The organism is Pelagibius litoralis, assembly GCF_011683915.1.
In the GTDB taxonomy this organism is placed as follows: Bacteria; Pseudomonadota; Alphaproteobacteria; order Kiloniellales; family Kiloniellaceae; genus Pelagibius; species Pelagibius litoralis.
In genome coordinates this window covers 417496-440563 of the sequence record NZ_JAAQPH010000001.1, presented here as the reverse complement: position 1 = coordinate 440563, position 23068 = coordinate 417496, and the positions used below count along the sequence as shown (strand labels likewise).

The 23068-nt window shown below is 61.6% G+C and carries 19 protein-coding genes; 14 read left to right on the top strand and 5 right to left on the bottom strand.

Going from position 1 to position 23068, the window contains the following annotated elements; all coding sequences use genetic code 11:
- Nucleotides 1-51: 51 nt before the first annotated feature.
- Genes HBA54_RS28935 through HBA54_RS29410 form a run of 3 tightly spaced genes read left to right on the top strand, consistent with a single transcriptional unit; the run spans nt 52 to nt 8209 of the window.
- Nucleotides 52-6363, top strand: coding sequence for a cadherin-like domain-containing protein (locus HBA54_RS28935; protein WP_322095960.1), 6312 nt, complete (start codon nt 52-54; stop codon nt 6361-6363).
- 29 nt (nt 6364-6392) lie between these two features.
- Entirely contained in the window at nt 6393-7481 is a 1089-nt protein-coding gene (locus HBA54_RS02135) for a calcium-binding protein (RefSeq protein ID WP_167220833.1), read from the top strand.
- Nucleotides 7430-8209, top strand: coding sequence for a calcium-binding protein (locus HBA54_RS29410; protein WP_167220831.1), 780 nt, complete (start codon nt 7430-7432; stop codon nt 8207-8209). The genes HBA54_RS02135 and HBA54_RS29410 overlap by 52 nt, the downstream gene beginning before the upstream one ends.
- A 62-nt stretch (nt 8210-8271) precedes the next feature.
- Here HBA54_RS29410 and HBA54_RS02125 read toward each other — a convergent pair whose 3' ends face one another.
- A complete protein-coding gene (locus HBA54_RS02125) occupies nt 8272-8763 on the bottom strand; it encodes a DUF2938 family protein (protein WP_167220829.1) in 492 nt (163 codons plus the stop codon).
- A 55-nt stretch (nt 8764-8818) separates the two neighbouring features.
- Nucleotides 8819-9688 (bottom strand): NAD(P)-dependent oxidoreductase, encoded by an 870-nt coding sequence (locus HBA54_RS02120; RefSeq protein ID WP_167220827.1) that lies wholly within the window; start codon nt 9686-9688, stop codon nt 8819-8821.
- Between the two features lie 268 nt (nt 9689-9956).
- Here HBA54_RS02120 and HBA54_RS02115 point away from each other — a divergent pair, with 268 nt between their 5' ends.
- Nucleotides 9957-10343 (top strand): SET domain-containing protein-lysine N-methyltransferase, encoded by a 387-nt coding sequence (locus HBA54_RS02115; RefSeq protein WP_167220825.1) that lies wholly within the window; start codon nt 9957-9959, stop codon nt 10341-10343.
- Between the two features lie 258 nt (nt 10344-10601).
- Nucleotides 10602-11093 carry a hypothetical protein gene (locus tag HBA54_RS02110; protein WP_167220824.1) on the top strand — a complete coding sequence of 164 codons (492 nt, stop codon included), beginning with the start codon at nt 10602-10604 and terminating at the stop codon, nt 11091-11093.
- Nucleotides 11094-11121: 28 nt separating this feature from the next.
- Here HBA54_RS02110 and pdxR read toward each other — a convergent pair whose 3' ends face one another.
- Nucleotides 11122-12603 (bottom strand): MocR-like pyridoxine biosynthesis transcription factor PdxR, encoded by a 1482-nt coding sequence (gene pdxR / locus HBA54_RS02105; protein WP_167220822.1) that lies wholly within the window; start codon nt 12601-12603, stop codon nt 11122-11124.
- A gap of 108 nt (nt 12604-12711) precedes the next feature.
- Nucleotides 12712-13086, bottom strand: coding sequence for a hypothetical protein (locus HBA54_RS02100; protein WP_167220820.1), 375 nt, complete (start codon nt 13084-13086; stop codon nt 12712-12714).
- Between the two features lie 194 nt (nt 13087-13280).
- On the opposite strand from HBA54_RS02100, the gene HBA54_RS02095 reads away from it, so the two are divergent.
- The 9 genes from HBA54_RS02095 to HBA54_RS02055 all read left to right on the top strand — a co-directional run bounded on the left by HBA54_RS02095 (nt 13281) and on the right by HBA54_RS02055 (nt 21649).
- The gene (locus tag HBA54_RS02095) at nt 13281-14453 is read left to right on the top strand and encodes an extracellular solute-binding protein (protein ID WP_322095959.1); all 1173 of its coding nucleotides are present in this window, start codon (nt 13281-13283) and stop codon (nt 14451-14453) included.
- A gap of 215 nt (nt 14454-14668) precedes the next feature.
- Nucleotides 14669-15760: an ABC transporter ATP-binding protein gene (locus HBA54_RS02090; RefSeq protein ID WP_167220818.1), complete on the top strand. Its 1092-nt coding sequence runs from the start codon at nt 14669-14671 to the stop codon at nt 15758-15760.
- Nucleotides 15761-15813: 53 nt separating this feature from the next.
- Nucleotides 15814-16725: an ABC transporter permease gene (locus HBA54_RS02085; protein ID WP_167220816.1), complete on the top strand. Its 912-nt coding sequence runs from the start codon at nt 15814-15816 to the stop codon at nt 16723-16725.
- Nucleotides 16722-17618 carry an ABC transporter permease gene (locus HBA54_RS02080; RefSeq protein WP_167220814.1) on the top strand — a complete coding sequence of 299 codons (897 nt, stop codon included), beginning with the start codon at nt 16722-16724 and terminating at the stop codon, nt 17616-17618. The genes HBA54_RS02085 and HBA54_RS02080 overlap by 4 nt, the downstream gene beginning before the upstream one ends.
- An 84-nt stretch (nt 17619-17702) precedes the next feature.
- Nucleotides 17703-18140, top strand: coding sequence for an ArsI/CadI family heavy metal resistance metalloenzyme (locus HBA54_RS02075; RefSeq protein ID WP_167220812.1), 438 nt, complete (start codon nt 17703-17705; stop codon nt 18138-18140).
- A gap of 12 nt (nt 18141-18152) precedes the next feature.
- Nucleotides 18153-18734, top strand: coding sequence for a sigma-70 family RNA polymerase sigma factor (locus HBA54_RS02070; RefSeq protein ID WP_167220810.1), 582 nt, complete (start codon nt 18153-18155; stop codon nt 18732-18734).
- A gap of 96 nt (nt 18735-18830) precedes the next feature.
- Nucleotides 18831-19811: a TRAP transporter substrate-binding protein gene (locus tag HBA54_RS02065; RefSeq protein WP_167220808.1), complete on the top strand. Its 981-nt coding sequence runs from the start codon at nt 18831-18833 to the stop codon at nt 19809-19811.
- Between the two features lie 29 nt (nt 19812-19840).
- The gene (locus tag HBA54_RS02060) at nt 19841-20344 is read left to right on the top strand and encodes a TRAP transporter small permease subunit (protein ID WP_167220806.1); all 504 of its coding nucleotides are present in this window, start codon (nt 19841-19843) and stop codon (nt 20342-20344) included.
- Nucleotides 20345-21649: a TRAP transporter large permease gene (locus HBA54_RS02055; protein WP_167220803.1), complete on the top strand. Its 1305-nt coding sequence runs from the start codon at nt 20345-20347 to the stop codon at nt 21647-21649. It begins immediately after the preceding gene.
- A gap of 64 nt (nt 21650-21713) precedes the next feature.
- Here HBA54_RS02055 and aptA read toward each other — a convergent pair whose 3' ends face one another.
- Entirely contained in the window at nt 21714-23033 is a 1320-nt protein-coding gene (aptA, locus tag HBA54_RS02050) for an omega-aminotransferase AptA (protein ID WP_167220801.1), read from the bottom strand.
- Nucleotides 23034-23068: the final 35 nt, after the last annotated feature.

Sequence of the window (23068 nt, the reverse complement as noted above, 5' to 3'; positions counted from 1 at the left end):
CGCACGGTGCGTATCGAGGTCGGCCTGGGAGGATCCGGACCGGCGGTTTCGGTGAACAATACTGCCATATTTGTCGGCGACATCGCCAGTCTGGCTGGCGGTGGCTACGTAACCACGGTCTCAACCGGCTCGGTGGTCAGCACGCAGCGCTTTAACGACCAGGGAGAGGCTGTCGGGTCACCGCTGCTGATTGGCAACCCCTTGAACTCACCGGAGGTGATAGGTCTGTCTGACGGTGGTTTTGTTGTAGGCCTCGAGTGGGACGAAGGCATCTATGTGCAACGCTATGACGCCGACGGGGGCTTGGTGGGGACGGGTTCGACGATTGCGCCCGTATCCGCCGGTACGGATATCGTATTCACGGCTCTCCAGTACGGCGGCTATGTCGTGGCCTCTGAGACACCAGGCAGCACGGGCGAGGTTCGTATCTTCGATAATGACGGCAATCTGGTTGCTCCGGTGATCGTATTGGACGGCGGCGCCAGTATAGCCAATCCCTCGGTTCTGGCGCTTTCGGGCGGTGGTTTCGTTGCGAGTTGGGCTGACTCCGCCAGTGGACACATCTTTTCACAGCGCTACGACAGCACGGGCCTGTTGGTCGGAGGCGAGCAACAGATCAGTCAGCTGGGCTCAACCCCTGTTGACGACGATCAGATTTCCATGACCCTGCTTGAAGGCGGCGGTTACGTGGTGAGCTGGGCCGCCAGCGGGCATGATGGCGATGGCTTCGGAATTGTCGCGCGCATCTATGATAACGCCGGCAATGCGGTGGATAATCCCTTTGTCGTGAATGATTTCGTTGCGGGTGACCAGACGGACCCCTCGGTTGCGACGCTTCCCGGCGGGGGCTTCCTGGTCACCTGGGGTTCGACAGCCGGTGATGGCGACGGCACGGCGATCTTCGCCCGCCAGTTTGCTGCCGACGGCAGCCCGGTCCAGGACGAGTTCATGGTCACGGACTTTGCCGTTGGCAGCCCCTCCACCCCCCAGGTGACAATGCTTGCGGATGGGCGTTTGGCTTTCAGCTGGTTGGAGGCAAATGAGGTCTTCACACGGGTACTGTCCCTGGGTGGCGACAACCACGACCACCTGCAGGGCGACATCGGGGATGAGATCCTGCGCGGTTTCGGCGGCAACGACGTCCTGACCGGTAACGACGGCAACGATACTCTCATCGGCGGCGCCGGAAACGATACCCTGGACGGCGGCGCCGGTGTGGATAGAGCGATATTCAGTGGTAACTTCGCCGACTATCAAGTGACCGACCTGGGCGGCGGCACTCTCCAGATCACGGACCTGCGCGTTGGCTCTCCGGATGGTACCGACAGTGTGAGCGGCATGGAAACTATACGTTTTGCCGACTACACGATGGAACTGCGCCCCGACGAGCGGCCAACTACTGTTTCCGGCGATCATCTGTTTCAGGTAACGGCCGACGATTCTGCGGTGGGAGATCTGGATACCGATACGGTAGCGGTCACCCTGGTGAGCGATGTTACCAACGGGTCCCTCACCCTCAATGCCGATGGCACCTACAGCTACACCCCGGCGATGGGTTTCAGCGGTGTCGACAGCTTTGTCTATCTGGACGGTGGGATCGAACGCACGGTGCGTATCGAGGTCGGCCTGGGAGGATCCGGACCGGCGGTTTCGGTGAACAATACTGCCATATTTGTCGGCGACATCGCCAGTCTGGCTGGCGGTGGCTACGTAACCACGGTCTCAACCGGCTCGGTGGTCAGCACGCAGCGCTTTAACGACCAGGGAGAGGCTGTCGGGTCACCGCTGCTGATTGGCAACCCCTTGAACTCACCGGAGGTGATAGGTCTGTCTGACGGTGGTTTTGTTGTAGGCCTCGAGTGGGACGAAGGCATCTATGTGCAACGCTATGACGCCGACGGGGGCTTGGTGGGGACGGGTTCGACGATTGCGCCCGTATCCGCCGGTACGGATATCGTATTCACGGCTCTCCAGTACGGCGGCTATGTCGTGGCCTCTGAAACACCAGGCAGCACGGGCGAGGTTCGTGTTTTCGATAATGACGGCAATCTGGTTGCTCCGGTGATCGTATTGGACGGTGGTGCCAGTATCGCCAACCCCTCGGTTCTGGCCCTGTCGGGCGGCGGTTTCGTTGCGAGCTGGGCTGACTCCGCCAGCGGGCACATCTTTATGCAGCGCTACGACAGCACGGGCCTGCTGGTTGGAGGCGAGCAGCAAGTCAGTCAGCTGGGCTCAACCCCTGTTGACGATGATCAGATTTCCATGACCCTGCTTGAAGGCGGCGGTTACGTGGTGAGCTGGACCGCCAGCGGCCATGATGGCGATGGCTTTGGGATTGTTGCACGCATCTACGATAACGCCGGCAATGCGGTGGATAATCCCTTTGTCGTGAATGATTTCGTTGCGGGTGACCAGACGGACCCCTCGGTTGCGACGCTTCCCGGCGGGGGCTTCCTGGTCACCTGGGGGTCGACGGCGGGCGACGGCAACGGAACGGCGATCTTCGCGCGTCAGTTTGCTGCCGACGGCAGCCCGGTCCAGGACGAGTTCATGGTCACGGACAGCACCTTCGGCAGCCCCTCCACCCCCCAGGTGACAATGCTTGCGGATGGGCGTTTGGCTTTCAGCTGGTTGGAGGCAAATGAGGTCTTCACACGGGTACTGTCCCTGGGCGGCGACAACCACGACCACCTGCAGGGCGACATCGGGGACGAGATCCTGCGCGGTTTCGGCGGTAATGACGTCCTGACCGGTAACGACGGCAACGATACTCTCATCGGTGGCGCCGGAAACGATACCCTGGACGGCGGCGCCGGTGCGGATAGAGCGATATTCAGCGGTAACTTCGCCGACTATCAGATAACCGACCTGGGTGGTGGCAGCTATGAGGTGGTGGATCTGAGGGTGGGTAGCCCCGATGGGACCGATACCCTCTTCGATGTCGAGAGTTTGCGATTCGCCGATCAGGTTGCTGACGTGTCGCTGCCACCGCCGAGTGAGACCTTTTTCGGCGATCATCTGCTGCGTGTTCTGGCGGATGGATCGGCTGCGGGAGATCTGGATACCGATACGGTTGCGGTGAGCCTGGTGAGCGATGTCGCCAACGGCTCCCTCACCCTCAATGCCGATGGCACCTACAGCTATACCCCGACGATGGGTTTCACCGGTGTCGACAGCTTTGTCTATCTCGACGGTGGGATCGAACGCACGGTGCGCATCCAGGTCGGGCTGGCGGGTTCGGGTCCGGCGGTTCTGGTGAACGCCACCGTCGCCTTTGCCGGCGACATCGCCAGCCTGGCCGGCGGCGGCTACGTGACCACGATTTCCACCGGCAATGGCGCGCTGGTCAGTACGCAGCGCTTTAACGACCAGGGAGAGGCGGTCGGCTCGCCGCTGCTGATTGGCAGCCCCTTGAACTCACCGACGGTGATTGGCCTGTCTGACGGCGGCTTTGTTGTCGGCCTCGAGTGGGACGAAGGCATCTATGTGCAACGCTATGACGCCGACGGGGGCTTGGTGGGGACGGGTTCGACGATTGCGCCCGTATCCGCCGGTACGGATATTGTGTTCACCGCTCTTCAGACCGGCGGCTATGTCCTGGTCTCGGAAACCGCAGGCAACACGGGCGAGGTTCGTATCTTCGATAATGACGGCAACCCGACCGCCCCCATGGTCGTGTTGGACGGTGGCGCCAGTCTGACCAATCCTTCGGTCCTGGCTCTGTCGGGCGGTGGTTTCGTAGCGAGCTGGGTTGACTCCGCCAGCGGGCACATCTTTATGCAGCACTACGACAGCACGGGTCTGCTGGTTGGAGGCGAGCAGCAGGTCAGCCAGCTGGGTTCCTTGCTTGTTGCCGATGGCCAAATTTCCATGGCCCTGCTTGACGGCGGTGGCTACGTGGTGAGCTGGACCGCCACCGGGCACGATGGCGACGGCTTTGGGATCGTCGCGCGCATCTATGACTATCTCGGCAACGCGTTGGGCAATCCCTTTGTCGTGAACGACTTCGTTACGGGCGACCAAACCGATCCCTCGGTTGCGGCGTTTCCTGGCGGCGGATTTGTGGCGACCTGGGGCTCGACGGCTGGCGATGGCGACGGAACGGCGATCTTCGCGCGCCAGTTCGCTGCTGACGGCAGCCCGGTCGGGGACGAGTTCATGGTTACCGACAGCGCCTTCGGCAGTCCCGAAACGCCTCAGGTGACAATGCTCGAGGACGGGCGCCTGGCCTTCAGTTGGTTGGAATCGGGCAGTGTCTCCACCCGGGTCATGTCGCTGGGCGGCGACAACCACGACCATCTCCAGGGCGGCATAGAGGCCGACTACATGCTGGGCTTCGGCGGCGCTGACCTGCTGGCCGGCAACGGCGGCAACGATACCCTCATCGGCGGCGCCGGAAACGATACGGCGGTGTTCAGCGGCAACTTCGCAGACTACCAGGTCACGAACCTTGGTGGCGGCAGCTATGAGGTAGTGGATCTTCGGGTTGGTAGCCCCGATGGCACCGATCTGCTGACTGAGGTAGAGAACCTGCAGTTTGCCGATCAGTTGATCGACCTCAATGCACCGCCGCCGCCGCCGCCACCTGTGGCCGGCGATCATCTGTTGCGGGTTCTGTCTGACGGTTCTGCGGCGGGGGATCTGGATACCGACACGGTGGCGGTCACGCTGGTGAGTGATGTTTCCAATGGGTCCCTCACGCTGAATGCCGACGGTACCTACAGCTACACCCCGGTGATGGGTTTCAGCGGTGTCGACAGTTTCGTTTACCTGGACGGCGGTGTGGAGCGCACGGTGCGCATCGAGGTCGGGCTGACCGGTTCGGGCCCGGCGCTGGCGGTCAATGATACGGCCAGCATGGGTGGGGGTGCCGGCGATATTGCCGGTCTGACGGATGGCGGGTACGTGGTGACCTGGGTGGTCGGCACCGGCGGCTCCACGCGGGGCATTTACGCGCAGCGCTATGATGCGGACGGCGTGGAGGTTGGTTCGGAGGTCTTCATCTCGAAGGCTGGCAGCAGCAGCAGCGGTTTTCCGAGTAATCCGACGGTTTCCGGGCTTTCCGACGGCGGTTTCGTGGTGAGCTGGGCCTTGGGCGTCAACAACGTGGCACGGATCGAGGCACAGGCGTTCGATGCGGCTGGGGGTGCCGTCGGCTCGGTTGTGACGGTCGACGTGTCCAACAGTGATCAGTCGCCGGAGGTGACGGGCCTGCAGTACGGCGGCTATGCGGTCACCTGGACGGTTGCCCAGAAGGTCTCTGTTCGTACTTTCGACAATGACGGCACGCCGCGTTCCAATGAGTTGATTCTGGACAGCGGCGGCAACATCAACAATGTTGCCATTCCGGATGTCATTGCGCTTTCCGGCGGCGGTTTCCTGGTGGCTTGGACGAACTTCAGCACCGCCAAGCACATCGCTCAACGCTTCGACAGCTTCGGCGAACCGGTTGGGGCCGAGTTGGAAATCTTTGATGCGACGCTGGGAGTTTTTTCCAGCACCACTACCTTGGCCTTGCTGGAAGACGGTGGTTTTGTGGCGAGTTGGGTATCGTCCGGTCAGGACGGTGACGGCACAGCCATCATGGCACGGATTTTCGATATCGACGGGGTTCCGCAGGGTGCCGCTTTCGTGGCCAACGACCAGACGGCGGGCAGTCAGACGGCGCCTTCCCTGGCGTCGCTGCCGGGTGGCGGCTTTATAGCGGCCTGGGTTTCGGATCAGGGCGACGGCGACGGCACCGGGGTCTTCGCGCGCCAGTTCGACGCGGACGGCAATCCTATCGGGAATCAGTTCATGGTCTCCGACGCGGCGGTCGGCAACCAGACCAATATCGAGGTCACGGCCCTGGCCGACGGGCGCATCGCCTTCAGCTGGAGCGGCCCGGAGGGTTCGGGCAACGGCATCTTCTCGCGGATTCTCTCGCTGGGCACCGACAATCACGACAACCTGCAGGGCGACGCCCAGGAAGATTACCTGCTGGGCTTCGGCGGCAACGACGTGCTCACCGGCAACGGCGGCAACGATGTCTTCGACGGCGGCGCCGGTAACGATACCCTGTACGGCGGGACCGGCAGCGATACTTTCGTCTACAACGATATCGTCGATGCGGGGGATCTGATCGACGGGTTCGATGCGACCGGCGTCGACAGTATCGACCTGGATGCGTTGCTGGACGGCCTGGGTGTTGCGGACGTGGATCGCAGTTCCCGGGTTGACGTGCAACAGGCAGGGATTGGCCAGGATGCCGTGATCTCGGTCGACACCACCGGGGATGCGGTCTTCGACACGGTCCTGGCGACGGTGACCAATGTCACGGGTGATCTGGACCAGAACGATCTGAACCTTGGCACGCTTGTCTAAGGTGTCTCGGATCTACGGAGTATAGCGTAATGGCACAGAACAACTCTCAGACCCCGGTTTCCAGTACCAACATCCCTGCCCCGGATGTATTGGAAGGTGGCTTGCAACCTGCTCTCACCCTGCAAGGAGTGTCCATCCCTACACTGGCCGCATTGGCCCTCTTGGTTTCCGGTGATGACGGCGACAACACCATCGGTGGGGGCATTGGTGATGACCTGATCGAAGGACTGGGCGGCAACGACCGCCTCTCCGGCGGCGGCGGTGCCGACAACATCGCTGGCGAAGACCTGGATGTAGCAAGCAACGCTCCGGCTTCTGCGGTTTCCATCATCAGCGCCGGCGGCGGCGCTACGGAAGGGAATGATTCCATTCTCGGCGGCAGTGGTGCCGACAATCTGTCAGGAGAGACGCTCGCGCATGCTGAGAACGGAACGGCACTTGCTGAATCACTGACCGATGGGCTGGACGCCATCGCCGGCAATGATACTGTCGGTGGGGGCATCGGTAACGACGCAATGGCCGGCGACGCTCTGGCGATCAGCGACCTTAGTGCGCGAGCCGGTGTTGGGAACACAGCCACCGGGGCAACCGCGGAGGCGGGGAACGACAGCCTGCGCGGAATCGATGGGTCTGACAGCATCGCAGGAGAAGCCCTGGCCATCAGTGATGGCTTGGCTGAGGCATGGGCGGGGAACATCGCTTATGGCGGCATTTCGAGCAGCGACACGATCACAGGCGATGGCGCCGCTGACGTTCTCTCCGGCGGCTCCCTTGCTGTCAGCACCTCTGGCCGGGCGTCGGCCTTCTTGTTCAACGATGCAAGAGAGGGCGGCACGACAGGCAGCGATATCATAAACGGTAACGGCGGCAAGAACCTGATCGCCGGTGACGCGTTGGCCATCGGTGATGCCACGTCAACGGCTTTGGCAAATATCTGGCCTTTGCCGGCAGCCATGCAGGCAACGACAGCATCACGACCGGCAGCAACAACGATACCATCTCCGGCGACGTGCTGGTTCAGGGCGGCGGAACGGCGACTCTCAACAGCAGTGCCTCTCTGGAAGGCATGGCCAGCGCTGGTAGCGATACCATCGACAGCGGAAGTGGAAACGACCTGATCGCGGGCGATTCCCTTGCGCAGGGCGGCGGTACGGCTCGCTCCAATTTCAGCCTCTTTTCCGAACACGACGGCACGGATCTCATCTTTGCCGGCGGTGGCAACGACAAAGTTTCCGGCGACGCTCTTTCCCAGGGCGGACTGGCCGATGCCGAGTATGGCGGCGATGACACTATTTTCGGCGGTGGCGGCGCCGATCTCATTGCCGGCGACGCCCTCGCCTTTGATGGTGGTACGGCTTCCGTCTACGGCGGCGGTGATGACGTCATTGATGCCGGCAGTGGCAATGACACGGTCTATGGTGATTCCAACGGCAGCGTCACCGGCGGGGGCAACGACAGCATCCTCGGCGGCGACGGCAACGATCTGCTCTATGGCAACTCGGGTGACGACACTCTTGTCGGTGGAACCGGCAACGACACCTTGATTGGCGGGACCGGCAGCGATACCTTCATCTACAACGATATCGTCGATGCCGGCGATCTGATCGACGGGTTCGATGCGACGGGCGTGGACAGCATCGATCTCGACGCTCTGCTGGACGGTCTGAGCGTCGCGGACGTGGATCGCAGTTCCCGGGTTGACGTGCAACAGGCAGGGATTGGCCAGGATGCCGTGATCTCGGTCGACACCACCGGGGATGCGGTCTTCGACACGGTCCTGGCGACGGTGACCAATGTCACGGGTGATCTGGACCAGAACGATCTGAACCTCGGCACCCTGGTTTAGGCGATTTTGCCCTGAGGGGCGGTGCAGCCGAAAGGTTGCTCCGCCCCTCTTCCTATTTCGGACTACAACTGTGCCGCCAGTTGGACCCCGCCATAGAGGGCGATACCGTAGAGCGCGTGGCTGGCCAGGGCGTTCAGTCGCGGGATCCAGGGGTTGGGCGCAAGGCGCGCCATGATCCCGGCCCCCAGGCCGGGCTGCATTATGAACCAGGGGATCACCACCGAAACGGCCCCGAAGACAAAACCGTTCAACAGGCTTGGCGGCCGGTCCAAGCCAAAAACCATCAGGCCGAGATAGGCAAAGCCATAGGCGATACCGACGAGATAATGCATGGTCCAGCCGATGGCCGCCTCGCCTGCCACCGCCGGGGTTTCGCCAATCGGCCGATGAATCAGACGGCCTTTGGGAAGATAGGCGAACCACCGGCCGATCAGGCCCCAATCGGCCGGTGGAATACCCGAAACCGAAAATAGCAGCCGCTGCCAGATATCGAGTATCAGGGTCGCAAACACGCCGGTAAAGACGGCCTGCAGCGCGAAAACTTGCAAAGTCATGAACTCACTCTTTCCCAAGTCGGCGGCGACCAAGGATGGAAGCGGTTATGGCAGATCAGTCGTTGGCCACCAGGTGCATCAGACTGGAGGTATCCCAACGCTTGCCCCCGCGGGCCTGAACCTGGGCATAGAACTGATCGACCAGGGCGGTCACCGGCAGGCGGGCGCCATTGTTGTGCGCCTCCGCCAGGCAGATCCCGAGGTCCTTGCGCATCCAGTCGACGGCAAAGCCGAAATCGAAAGACCCCTGGCACATGGTCGAGGCACGGTTTTCCATCTGCCAGGACTGCGCCGCCCCCTTGGAGATCACATCGATTACCTTGTCCATGTCGAGGCCGGCCTTCTGGCCGAAGCTCATGCCTTCCGACAAACCCTGCAGCAAGCCAGCGATACAGATCTGGTTGACCATCTTGGTGAGTTGTCCGGCGCCTACCGGCCCCATCAGGGTGACGGCGCGGGCAAAGGCATCGATCACCGGCTGCGCACGGTCGAAAGCCGTCTGATCGCCGCCGCACATGACCGTAAGGGCGCCGTTTTCCGCCCCTGCCTGCCCGCCCGAAACAGGGCCGTCGATGAAGGCGACGCCGCGTTGGTTGCCGGCGGCTGCCAGCTCGCGGGCAACCTCGGCCGAAGCGGTGGTGTTGTCCACCAGGATCGTACCCTCGGCCATTCCGGCAAAAGCCCCCTCGCCGCCCAGAATCACACTGCGCAGGTCGTCATCGTTGCCGACGCAGGAGAAAACGATTTCGGCGCCCTCAGCAGCTTCCCGCGGGGTCGCGGCGGCGGCCCCGCCGTGTCTGGCCACCCAATCCTGCGCTTTCGCCGCGGTCCGGTTGTAGACCGTTACGTCATGGCCGGCGGAGGCCAGGTGCCCGGCCATGGGAAAGCCCATGACGCCAAGCCCGATGAAGGCAACTTTGGTCATCTCAGTTCACTCGCCTCTGTTTTTGAATCCTGTTTGCCAAGCCCCCCGCAAAGCAGGTTCCGGCGCCGACGGTTGGCGAGCCTAATGAGACTGGCATCAGGTCGCAAGATGCCGCTTCATGCTTTGCCGGGATAGAGGGGATGTGCGGGGGCTGGCCTCGCCTATCTGAAAACCCGGCGGTCAGAGCCGTTCGAGCGTTTTGCTTTGAACTGCGCCTATGTAACCATGCCTCAAGAAATCGGGGATGAAGCGACTGGGGAATGAGGCAATGTTGAAAATCGAGGCAATTCCCGGCAAGGGCCGAGGGGTACGGGCAAGCCGTGCGATTGCCGCCGGGACCCTTATCGAGCGGGCCCCGGCAATTCGGTTGCCTGCGGCGGAACGTCCGCTCATCGATCAGACCACGGTGTTCGTCTACTACTTCGCCGACCCGGTGACCTATCGCGAGGGTGCCGACTATGACTGTCTCCTGGCCTTTGGCCTTTCAACCTTTTGCAATCATGCCGCGCAGCCCAATGCCGTTGTTTCATGGGAAGAAGATCCTTTGGGGCTTTGGGCTCTGCTTACCGCTATTGACGATATTGCCGAAGAAGATGAGGTCACGGTGTTTTACACCAATGTGGACCAGTACAAGCCGGACAGTTTTTTTGTTTAGAAAGGCCCAGTGACGTTCGCGCGGGGATAGACACAGAATCACCTCTTAAGTGTCGCCAATTACTGGGGTTTTTTCCTTCGGAAAGGAAAAATAAACCAGCACTGTGATTGAATTCCGTGTTCGAATGCGCAGCATGAAAAGACTGGGTCGCCGCGCGCAAGTACGGCGGATTAGGATCAACTTATGGCTTCATCGGAAACCCAAGCTCTGACCACAGAAGAGGCATCCAGCGGGAGCGCTGGGGATGGAACCCCCGACATGCCCGAGAAAGGTGCCGGTTTCACCGGCACCTATCGTCTGCTGGTGCGCGGCAAGAACATCAACGAAAACACCCTTCTCGCTACTGATTATCTCAATCACTTCAATGAAATAATCATGCTTCTTGAGATGGTTCCTTCGATGCCGGATTGCTTCGAGGATTGTCGGGAGTGGCGGCCCAAGAGCTATGCGGACCATTTCCGCGACAGCTGCTTTTCCGATGCCGAGTTGGCGATTCTTGCTTATGACAATGCGCCGGCCAACTACCGTCAGGCCTTTGACGCCACGGTTGAGCAAATGAATCGGCTGATCGCCGAGGCCATGCCGAGGATCAAGGGCTTGATTGACGAAGGGGCTGAGGGACCGCTTCAACTTGGTGTCGAAGGCGTCACCCGCAAGCTGCAGAGCTTTGTGGATGTCGCTTCCTCGATCATCAACGGCAACATGGATACGCTGGATCAGACGCAGATCGACCGCGTCATGAACGGCTGACCGGGCGCGCCTCTAACGGCTCGCCGTGTCAGTCCCGTTTTTCCAACTTACTATCGATCAATCCGCGCAAGGCCTGCAGGCCCGGCACGATACGCCTGGGTTCCACTGACGAGAATCCGAGGCGCATAAAGTTTCGCGGCGGCTTCTTGGAGTGGAAGTGGATCGAGCCGGGTTCGATCACGATCCCCTCGGCCAGGGCCTCGCGCGCCAGAACGTCGGTATCCAGGCTCTTCGGACCTTCCAGCCAGAAGCTGGTTCCGCCGCAGGACGGACGGGGTGCGAACTCGGGCAGGTATTTGGCCAGGCCTTCGCCCATCATTTCCCAACGGATCCGAAAGTCGCGCTGCAGGCGATGCACCAGCGCATCGTAATGACCGCCGGCGATGAAGAGAGCCATGGTGCGCTGGTTGTTGGTCGCCGGGTGACGCAGCATGAGGCGGCGCAACATCCGCGCCTCATGAATGAACTCTTCGGCCGCCACCATGTAGCCCATGCGCAGGCCGGGGCCGAGATACTTTGAGAAACTGCCGATGTAGATCACACGACCGGAGCGGTCCATGGCCTTAAGCGCTGTGGTCGGCGCATGCAGAAAGTTGGCCTCAGCCTCGTAGTCGTCTTCGATAACGAGGAAGTCAGATTTCTGTGCGTTCTCCAACAAGGCCATGCGCCGTTCGAGCGGCAGGGTGACGGTCGTCGGCGATTGGTGGCTGGGCGTAACGTAGACGCAGGCACAGTCGTCCAGGCGGTGGTCGACGACAATGCCCTCGCGATCCACCGGGATCGGCCTGATCTCTGTTCCCTTCAAAGCGAAGATGTTGCGCGTATCGACATAGCCGGGGTTTTCGACAGCAAGGATCTTACCGGGGCCGGCCAGCAGTTCGGCGATGAGAAAGAGCGCGTTCTGCGCGCCCAGGGTAATCAGTATTTCCGAGGGCTTGGCCTTGATCCCGCGACGCGGCAACACCCTGGTTCTGATCTCCTCGATCAGGTGGGAGTCGTCCTCGTTGAAATTGTCCTCGGTCCATTTCTGGATCGCATCGACGCCCAGCGCCTGACGCGAACAGGTGCGCCAGGTAGAGACCGGAAACAAGGTGGGGTCCGGCTGGCCGTAGATGAAGGGATAGGGATAGCGCCGCCAGTTGCGCGGCTTCTCCACATTGACCAGTTCAGAGGGGTGCAGCCGCAGGCGGCTCCACCATTCGACCGTCTGCCCGGCTTCCAGCTCGGGATAGCCGCCCTTGGTCTCGGTTTGCTGGAAGACCATGTCGGTGTTGACGAAGTAACCGACCCGCTCACGCGATATCAGCAGGCCTTCGTCGGCCAGGGCCTGATAGGCCAGGACCACGGTGTTTCGCGATACGCCGAGCGACTGCGCCAGGCGGCGGCAGGACGGCAGCGGATCACTGCCCGAAAGCCGGCCGTCGACGATGGCGTCGATCAGTTGCCGGCGGAGCTGGGCCTGAAGCCCCAGGTCGCCGTCGTGCCGCACCGGGAAAATGAAGTCGCGCATGGCCTTGTGTGCTTTTCCTAAACTCGTTAGTTCAACTTAGGAGGCTGCGCCCCAACGCTCAAGCTCCAGAGCCCCGCCAGGACCGGCCCGTCGGAAAGAAACAGCCACCTATGGTTCCTTTTCACCTATCGCAATAGCGCGAAAGTGGCGGCTTGCCGCAACGCCTTCATCCTGACACCAGGCGCGGAAGCCGCCCAGGCCCCGGTTGCTCCATTCCCGGTCTGCCTGCACCCAGCCTTTAAGGCGCTGCTTGCGGGCGCCCTCGGTGTCCAGGCCCGACCTCCGGGTCAGGGTTTCCAGCTCGGTGCGAAACCCGCGCTCGACGTCCAGATCCAGAGTCCCGCAATAGCTTGTAACGGCGTAGTCATAAATCACCCGGGTCAGGTCGCGGTCCTGAGCCTGCGCCGGATCGGCGCTGACCAGCAGGCTAAGCGCCGAAAACCAAAGGATCCCTTTGCAAAATGGCGCTCGATCATACCACATTGTCAGATTCCCCGGCGGACTGGCACCATGGGTGGCCGGGAGTTGGCCTTGACACCTTTCGAAGCCCGCTGCCAGACTCAAGGATAAGCATAAAACGTAATCGACAAACGACCAACATCGACAAACAGTCTACAGGGACGTCTGCCCGCTTCCGGGCAGCACTCTCCACGTCATTGTTTGAGGGGAGAACTAGCGTGAGTAAGACAAGAAAACCGACATCCAGCATGAAGACGCACCGCGCGGTGCGGGGCTTCACGCGCCGGACCATGCTGAAGCAGGCGGCTGCCGGCGGCGCCATCATGGCCGTCGCTCCGGCCATCATCAGCCCGGAGGCCCTGGCTTCCTCTGGCGAACTCGTGGTCATGAACTGGTCCGACTATCTGCCGAAGTCCTTCCTGGAAGGCTTCGAGAAGAATACCGGCATCAAGATCAAACACACACCCTACGGCTCCAACGAAGAGCTTCTGAACAAGATGCGGGCCACCAAGGGCCGCGGTTTCGACCTGATCGGGCCGACCGTTGACCGTGCCGGTGAGTGGAAGCCGCTTGGCTTGCTGCAGCCTTTCGATATGAGCCGGGTCAAGACCGACATGATCGTGCCGGGCCTGCTGAAGGGCTCGACCGACGGCTGGACCTGGGATGGTGGAAACCACCACCTGCCCTACCACTGGGGCACCGAGGCCCTGGCATGGCGCACCGACAAGTGGGAACAGGACTATACCAACCTGTCCTACGGCGACCTCTGGCGCCCGGAAATGAAGGGCAAGGTCATGGGCCGTCCGCACTCGATGATGCTGGGCATCGGCCTGCATCTCGACGCCTCCGGCAAGGTTCCCTCCAACCGCATGCTCGACGCTTACAAGGACGAAGCGAGCATGCGGCGCATCTGGGACGAGATCGGCAAGTTCGCCGTTGAGCACAAGTCCTGGCTGAAGCAGTTCTGGAACGATGCCGATGGCCAGATCAACGGCTTCATGCAGAACGACGTGGTGCTGGGCCAGACCTGGGACGGCCCGCCGTTGCGCCTGAAGAAAGAGGGCAAGCCGGTGACCTACATGGCGCCGCAGGAAGGCGCCCTCACCTGGCTTGATGGCCTCGCGATGCCGATCGGTGCCAAGAACACCGATCAGATCTATGAGTACATCAACTACGTCTACGATGCTCAGGTGAACGGACTGATCGCCAACGAAACCGGCTATAACCCGGTTGCCGTCGGGGCAGAAAATCATCTGTCCGCCGATAGCAAGAAGGCCTTCAGCGAAGCTTATCCCGGCGATGCCCTGGATCGGCTCTGGTGGTGGCCGCCTTCGGAGCCCTGGTACACAGAGATCCGGGCGGAATACAGCGACAAGTTCGTCGCCGCCTGATTCTGGGTTCATGGTATGGGGCCCCGGCCGATGGTCGGGGCCCCAATCCCATCAGCCAGGAACTATTCAGCGCTTGAATGGGATTGCGCCGGCATTGCCGGCTATAGGCATGTAGGGATATACATTCAGTGAACCGCGCCCAATGCATGAGGCGCGGTAGCAACAAGTGAGCGGCCGCCCCAGGGCGTCCAGCGGCAAGACGGGGGCAAGCAGGCATGAGTGCAGATGTTGATCTGGACCACGTAACGATTCGCTTCGGCGATTTCACAGCGGTCCAAGATGCACACTTGAGTATCAAGGGCGGCGAATTCTTCAGCTTCCTCGGCCCGTCGGGCTGCGGCAAGACGACAATCCTGCGCGCCGTCAGCGGATTTCTGGAGCCGACGGAGGGCGATGTCAGGATCGGCGGGCAGAGCATGCGCGGCATCGGGCCGAACAAGCGCCCGACCGCCCTGATCTTTCAGAACCTCGCCCTCTTTCCCCTCATGTCCGTCGCGGACAACATCGCTTTCGGCCTGGAAGTGCGTGGCGCCAGTAAGGCGGAGCGGCGCAAGCGGGCAGACGAACTGCTGGATCTGATCGCCCTCAACGGTCAGGGCGATAAAAAAGTGAGTGAGCTTTCCGGCGGCCAGAAGCAGCGTGTCGCCATCGCCCGCGCCCTGGCGGTGGAGCCGGAGGTTCTGTTGCTGGACGAGCCGCTGTCGGCCCTCGACCTGAAACTGCGCCAGCACATGCGCACCGAACTGCGTGCGATCCAGCAGCGCGTCGGCATCACCTTCATCTACATCACCCACGACCAGGGCGAAGCCCTGACCATGTCGGACCGCATTGCGGTGATGAGCCAGGGTGTGATCCAGCAGGTCGGCGTCGGCGCCGATGTCTACGAGAACTCCCAGACCGCTTTCGTCGCTTCCTTCGTCGGTGAGAACAATCCCTTCGTCGGCCGTATCACCGCTGTGGACAGCAAATATGCCGTCGTCGAATCCCATTTCGGCCCCCTGCGCGGCCGTAATTTGAGCGGTCTAAGAACCGGCGACGAGGCGATGCTCTTCGTGCGTCCGGAATCCTTGAGCTATCTGAACGGCGCTTCCGCCAGCGAAAACACCATCCAAAGCACGGTGTTGAACAGCGAGTTTGAGGGGTCCTTCTTTTCGGTCTTCCTGCGGGGCGAAGGTTCAAGCCCGATCGTCATGTCGATGACCAACTCCGGCGATCTGCCGGCCTTTCCTCAGGGCTCGGCAGCGACCTTGGTGTTTCAGCCGGATCGGGCAGTGGTCCTGCCGGTCGGGGAGGTTGCTGATGAATAATCCTTCCAGGCGCCCGGACGGCACCCTGTTCCTGAGCAAGGGATGACCGCGCCATGACAACTTTCTTTCGTCGCAACGGCATCATCATCTCGACCTACCTGCTGGGCGCGGTTTTTCTCTGGGTCGCGATCATGATCGTCCTGCCCCAGGCCTACATGCTCGACTTTTCGTTCCGCTTCAACCTGCCGCCGGCGAAGATCGGTGGGCCGGAAGATGTCTATACGCTCAAGAACTATCGCTACCTGCTGTTTGGGCGGCCCGGCGATGAGGAGATGTTCAACTGGCTGCATCTGACGGTCTTCCTGCGGACCATCATCGCCTCCATCTTCGTGACGCTGATCAACTTCATCATCTGCTATCCCATCGCCTACTACGTCGCACAGGTCGCAAAGGGCGGCCATGCCCGCGCGATGATCCTCATGCTCATCCTGCCGTTCTGGGTGAACGAGATCCTGCGCGCCTTCGCCTTTCGCATTCTCTTCGGCACCTCTGGGGTCATCAATGCCATCCTGCAGACCCTTGGGATCATCGATCAGCCGATCGATTTCATCCGCGCAGACGTGGCGCTCTATGCCGGTCTGTCCTACGCCTATATCCTGCTGATGGTGTTCCCGCTTTATAACGCCATCGAAAGTCTGGATCACAATCAGGTGGAGGCAGCGCGCGACCTGGGCTCCCCCTGGTGGCGTATCCACTGGCGGGTCGTGATGCCCCATGCCAAGCCCGGCATCGCTTCCGGCTGTACCCTGGTCTTCATGCTCTCGGCCGGCGCCCTGGCGGCACCGCAGATCCTCGGCGGTCCCTCAAGCTTCTGGTTCACCCAGATCATCTATCGCTGGTTCAACACCGGCGGCAACTGGCCGCAGGGTGCGGCCTACGCCATCGTGCTGCTACTGGCCTGTCTGGTCTTCGTCCTTGCGGTGATGCGTATCTTCAAGGTCAGCCTTGGGGAGATCGCGAAATGAGTTCGGCAAAGATCCAGAATCTCCTGGTCTCGTTTTATATCTTCCTCTTCTTCCTCTTCCTTTTTGCGCCCTTGATGATGATGGGGACTGCCGCCTTCAACGATGTGGACTTTCCCCAGGTGATCCCTTGGGAGGGCTTTACCTGGCGCTGGTTCCCTACCCTCTTCGAAGACGACCTGATGATGGAGGGTATCCGCAACTCGATCTGGATCGGTATCGGGGTGATGATCGTATCGGTGCCGATCGGCCTGGCTGCCGCCATCCTCATGACCCAGGTCCACGCGAAGCTGCAGACCTTTTACTACACCATCGTCGTCTCACCGGTTTTGATGCCCGGCGTCATCCTGGGCATCTCCACCTTGGTGTTCTGGGATCGCCTGGGTACCTTCGTGGATGCCGACTATGAGAGTTTTTACTACAGCGGCATGTTCCTGACGATCATCGGACAGTCGACCTTCATCTCGGCCTACACCATGCTGATCTTCCTCGCCCGCTTGCAGCGTTTCGACCGCACCCAGGAAGAAGCGGCATTGGATCTCGGGGCCACCCATGTCCAGGTCTTCTGGAAGGTGCTGATGCCCTTCCTGCGGCCGGCGATCTTTTCGGCCATGGGCCTGGCCTTCCTGACGTCCTTCGAGAACTACAACACCACGGTCTTTACCATCCAGGCGGACAGCACGCTGACGACCGTGCTTGCCGGCAAGGTGCGCATGGGCACCCAGCCCGACCTGGCGGCCCTGGCGGTGCTGATCATCGCCGTTACCCTTGTGGGGGCGGTTGCGATAGAGGTCGCGCGGCGGCGGGAGATGGCAAAGGCGGAAGCCGCCCGGGAGGAGGCACTGCGTCTGGAGAAAGCCGCGGACCTGCCCCTGGCCGGGCAGGCTGCGCAGTAAACAGGGGGCTGTGCGCAGATTTTTGCGTCCTTTTGCCGGGGTCTGCGTCTAACCAGGTATAACCAACCTGGAAGGAGTGAGACCATGCGGCTTCAACTGGCCCTGAACGTGCCCGATATCGATCAGGCGGTGGCCTACTACAGCAAGCTGTTCGGGGTGACGCCCCACAAACGGCGCGACGGCTATGCGAACTTTGCGATCGAGGCGCCGCCGCTGAAGCTGGTGCTGTTCGAACAGCCCGATGCGGGCGAGCGCCTGAACCATCTGGGCGTCGAGGTCTTGGATCGCGAACTTCTGGGGCGTAACCTGCAAAGACTGACCGATGCCGGGATTCTGGAAGAGGTGCAGCGCGACGAGACCTGCTGTCATGCCACCCAGGACAAGGTCTGGTCGCGGGCGCCGGATGGAACGCGCTGGGAATGGTACCGGATCACCGATGACAATCCTGCCCCGGCGCGCGAAACTCTTGGCGGCGTTTGCTGTGCGCGTAAGGAAGCGACGGAAGACATCGGCTTAGGGTGAGGCCCAGTAGCGATGGCGAAGCAGGTATCCTTCGACGACGGCGCCTGGACGGACTTTGAAGCCAGGCTCCGCGGCTACGTGCGCCGGCGTGTCGATCCATCGTCGGTGGATGACGTCGTGGGGGGAATCCTGCTGCGCCTCGTCCAAAGTCAGGAGGCGCTCGCCAAAGCCCGCAGCCCGATTGCCTGGGCCTTGCGGGTGGCAGGCAATGCGATATCAGACCATTACCGGCGCCGCGCAACGGAGGGGAAATTTCTATCCCAGGCTGCCGCGCCGGGTATACAGGAACAATCTACAGGCGACGCTGAAAGACCTGCAGCCACAGGCGAGCTGGCGCGCTGCATCGCCCCGCTTATCCGCAGCCTGCCTGAGCCCTATGCGGGGGCGCTGCTCTTGACCGATATCGAAGGTCTGACCCAGGCCGAGGCGGCGGAACGTCTTAACCTTTCAATTTCAGGCGTGAAGTCCCGCGTTCAGCGCGGTCGCCGAAAACTGAAAGATGCCTTGCTGCGCTGCTGTGTGATCGAAACAGACCGTCGCGGCGGGGTCATCGACTATCGCCGCCGTTCGAATGGCCGGGGCCTGCGCTGCTGACCGCGCAGTTAAATTGCGGCTTCGGGATTCTCCGCTATGATTGCCCTTCGACCAATCACCGCGATAAAGCGGGATGAAGAACAGGGGAAGGCAAACATGAACGGATTCCGCAAAATCCTGGCCGGCTTGGCGCTCGCAGCGCTGCCTTTCGGCGCGTCGGCTGCCGAAGTCAAATGGGATATGGCCAACGAGTATAACGATACTTCGATACACGCCGAAGGCGACCGCCTGTTTTCCAGCAAGCTGTCGGAACTGACCGGCGGGGCGATCGAAATCACCCATCACTTCGGTGGCTCCATCGGCTTCAAGTCCAAGGATCAGTTGGATGCCGTCGCGGACGGCGCGCTGCCCATCGCCAATACCTACGTCGGCCCGTTGGGCGGCATCGACCCGATGTTCCTGCTGCCTTCATTGCCCTTCCTGGCAAAAACACCGAGCGAAGCGCGCAAGCTTATGGAAATCGCCCGTGCGGACTATGAGGCGATCTTTGCCGACAACAATCAGAAACTGCTCTGGGCCTCGCCCTGGCCGCCGTCGGGCATCTGGGCCAAGAAGCCGGTCGATAGCGGAACCGCAATCACCAATCTGAAGATCCGGACCTACGACGCCAACGGCACCATCACGCTGCAGCAAGCCGGCGCCGCCCCGATCCAGCTTTCCTGGGCCGACGTCGTACCCCAGCTTTCGACCGGTGGCATCGAGGCGGTTCTGACCTCTGCCGAGGGCGGAACCAATGCCAAGTTCTGGGAGCATCTCTCCCACTTTACCGAGGTGAACTACGCCATGCCGCTCAACATGGCCCACATCAACCTCGATACCTGGAACGGCTTGTCGGGCGAACAACAGGCCGCCGTTCTTGCGGCCGCAAAGATGGCGGAAGACTATGTCTGGGAGGCTGTCGAAAGCCGCGTGGCGCAGAACTATGCGGATATGCAGGATGCCGGTATGACGGTGGTCACCGGCGTGGGCGACGACTATCTGGCAACGCTGAACGATGCTGGCGCCAAGGCGCGCGACGAATGGTTGGCCAAAACCGGCGACAAGGGCGCGGCAATCATCAAGGCCTTCAACAACTAGTCCGGCGTTCGCGGGAAAGAGGGGGGCCGGTGTTCGAGCGTACCGTCGGCATGATCAGCCGCGCTGCCGGCGCGCTGGCGGCCCTCCTCCTCGTCTACCTTTTTCTGCACATCGTCTATGAGATCGTGCTGAGGAGTTTCTTTGCCTCCTCGACCTTCGTCCTGGACGAGTTCGTGGGCTATGCCGTCGCGGCGATGACCTTCTTGTCGCTGGGCTATGCGCTCGACAAGGGGGCATTGATCCGGGTCGATCTGGCGGTGGGGCATCTGCGCGGGCGGCCCCGGCGCCTCGTCGAACTCTGCTGTATCGCCGCCTCCTTCGTCATGGCCGGTTTCTGTGCCTGGTGGGTGGGGCGCGATGCCCTGCGTCACTGGACCCGCGGGTCGGTGTCGGAGAGCATCGCCGAGGTGCCCCTCTGGCTTCCAGTCGGCGCCGTCTGGCTTGGCCTCATGCTCTTCATGCTGCAGCTCCTGGCTTACTTCCTACGGATCGCCAAGGGCGGTAATCCGGTGAACCAGGATGTGGCCGAATAGATGGACGCCCTGCTCTCCGGCCTCATTGTCCTTGTACTCATCCTGCTTTTCCTGGGGTCAGGCACCTGGGTTTTCGTCAGCCTGCTGCTGGTCTCCACCTGCGGCCTTGTCCTTGTGCTGGACTTTCCGCCGCAGCGTATCGGCGCCATCCTCGGCAAGATCCTCTTCCGCAGCGCCAGTTCCTGGGAGCTGGCGGCCATTCCGCTGTTCATCTGGATGGGGGAGATGATTTTCCGAACCAACATCTCCGAGCGGCTGTTTCGCGGCGTGACGCCCTTCGTCGCCAAAGTTCCCGGCGGCCTGATCCATACCAACGTGGTGGGCTCCACCCTCTTTGCCGCCGTCTCCGGTTCTTCGGCGGCAACGACGGCGACCATCGGCAAGATCACCACGGTGGAACTGAAGCGCCGTGGCTACGACCAGAGCCTCTCCATCGGCTCGCTCGCCGGGGCCGGCAGCCTGGGCCTGCTCATCCCGCCCTCGATCGTCATGATCATCTACGGGGTGCTGGCGGAGGTCTCGATCTCCCGCCTCTTTGCCGCCGGTATCCTGCCGGGCCTGATGGTGGCCCTGCTCTACTCCGCCTATATCGCCCTGCGCTGTGCCGCTTCGCCGGAACTGGCGCCGCGCGAGAAGACGGAGCGTTACAGTCTGCTGAGCGCCGGCCTCGACCTGCTGCCGATTCTGTCCCTCATCGGGGTTGTGTTGGGCGCCATCTACTCCGGCCTTGCCACACCGTCGGAAGCCGCCGCCGTCGGCGTCGCCGGAACCCTCCTCCTGGGGCTTTGCTTGAGACAATTAAGCTGGCGGCTGCTGGTCGAAAGCCTGATGGGCGCCGTACGCACATCGGCGATGGTCTGCTCGATCCTGGTAGCGGCGGCGTTCTTGTCTACTGCCATGGGCTACATGCATGTGCCGCAGGATGTCGCCAAGGCCATCGCGGTGATGGAGCTCGGGCCCTATCAGTTGATCGCCATCCTTGCTGTCTTCTACGTGATTCTGGGGCTCTTCCTGGACGGTATCTCGATCACCGTCATGAGCCTGCCGATCACGCTGGCGCCGGTTGTCGCCATGGGCTTCGACCCTATCTGGTTCGGCGTTTTCCTGGTGTTGATGGTCGAACTGGGCCAGATGACGCCGCCGGTCGGCTTCAACCTTTTCGTGCTGCAGGGATTAACCGGCGTTCCGATCAATCGTGTTGCCGTCGCCGCCCTACCGTTCTTCCTGTTGATGGTATTCGGCGTCAGCCTCATCACCATCTGGCCGGAGATTGCTCTCTGGCTACCGACCGTCCTGTTCGGCTGACCCCTGAATCAAAGAGGCGGTCCCCCACGAGACCGCCTCTTCAAAGGGTCGAATGCTCCGTCGATCAATGCTTGGAGAGCACATCCCGAAGCTTTGTGAAGATCTCGTCGATATGCTGGTCTTCGCAGATCAGCGGCGGCGAGATCAACGCACAGTCGCCGGTCATCTTCACTATGAGGCCGGCATCGTAGAACTCTTGCGTCGTCCGCAAGCCCCTGGCACCCGGCGCCTCAGCCGTGGCCAGATCGACACCGCCCATCAGGCCGTAGCCGCGGATGTTGGCAACCACCGGCAGATCCCGCAGAGAGAACAGCGCCTCCTGGAACTTCGGAGTCATCTTGGCCGCGCGGTTCACCAGATCCTCTTCGTCGAAGATGTTGCGGGTGGCAATCGCTGCCGCCGAGGCGACCGGACAACCGGAATAGGTGTAGCCGTGGAACAGTTCTATGCTGTTACCAGGCGCAGCCTCGGTAATCGTTTCATAGATATGATCGCTACAGGCAACGGCACCCATCGGCACCACACCGTTGGTCAAAGCCTTGGCCATGGTCACCATGTCGGGGATGACCCCAAATGCATCGGCGCCGAACTGCTTGCCGGTGCGCCCGAAGCCGCAGATCACCTCGTCGAAGATCAGCAGGATGCCATGAGCATCGCAGATCTCCCGCAGGCGCTGCAGATATCCCTTGGGGGGGATCAGGGCGCCGGTCGACCCGGCAATCGGCTCGACGATGCAGCAGGCGATTTGATCCGCGCCGTGCAGATCGACGAAGCGCTGCAGATCTTCGGCCAGCTCGGCCCCTGTCTCGGGCTGCCCCTCGACGAACTGATGATCCGGCAGCTCGGTATGACGCAGATGACAGGCACCTGGAAGACCCAGGCCGAAGGCTTTTTTGTTGTTCAGCAGCCCGGCGACCGTCAGGCCCCCGAAGTTCACGCCGTGATAGGCGCGCTCGCGGCCGACCAAGCGCATGCGCTGTCCCTCGCCCTTCGCCTTATGATAGGCGAGCGCAATTTTCAACGCCGATTCGACTGCCTCGGAACCGGAGTTCGAGAAGAAAACGTGATTGAGGTCGCCCGGCGTGATCGAGGCGAGACGCCGTGCCACCTCAAAGGATGCCGGATGGCCGTACTGGAACGGCGGCGCGTAATCCAAGGTGGTCAGCGTCTCGTTTACCGCCTCGGCAATCTCCCGCCGGCCATGTCCGGCTGCGACACAGAACAAGCCTGCTGATCCGTCGATCACCTGGTCGCCGTGGTCGGTGGTGTAGTACATGCCCTTCGCAGCCGTCAGGATGCGCGGGTTTGCCTTGAAGTGGCGGTTGGACGTGAAGGGCATCCAATGCTGTTCAAGCGAATTTGGAATCGGCGGAATGACGTTCATCGGACCAACTTTCCCGAAAAATTGCGGAACACGGG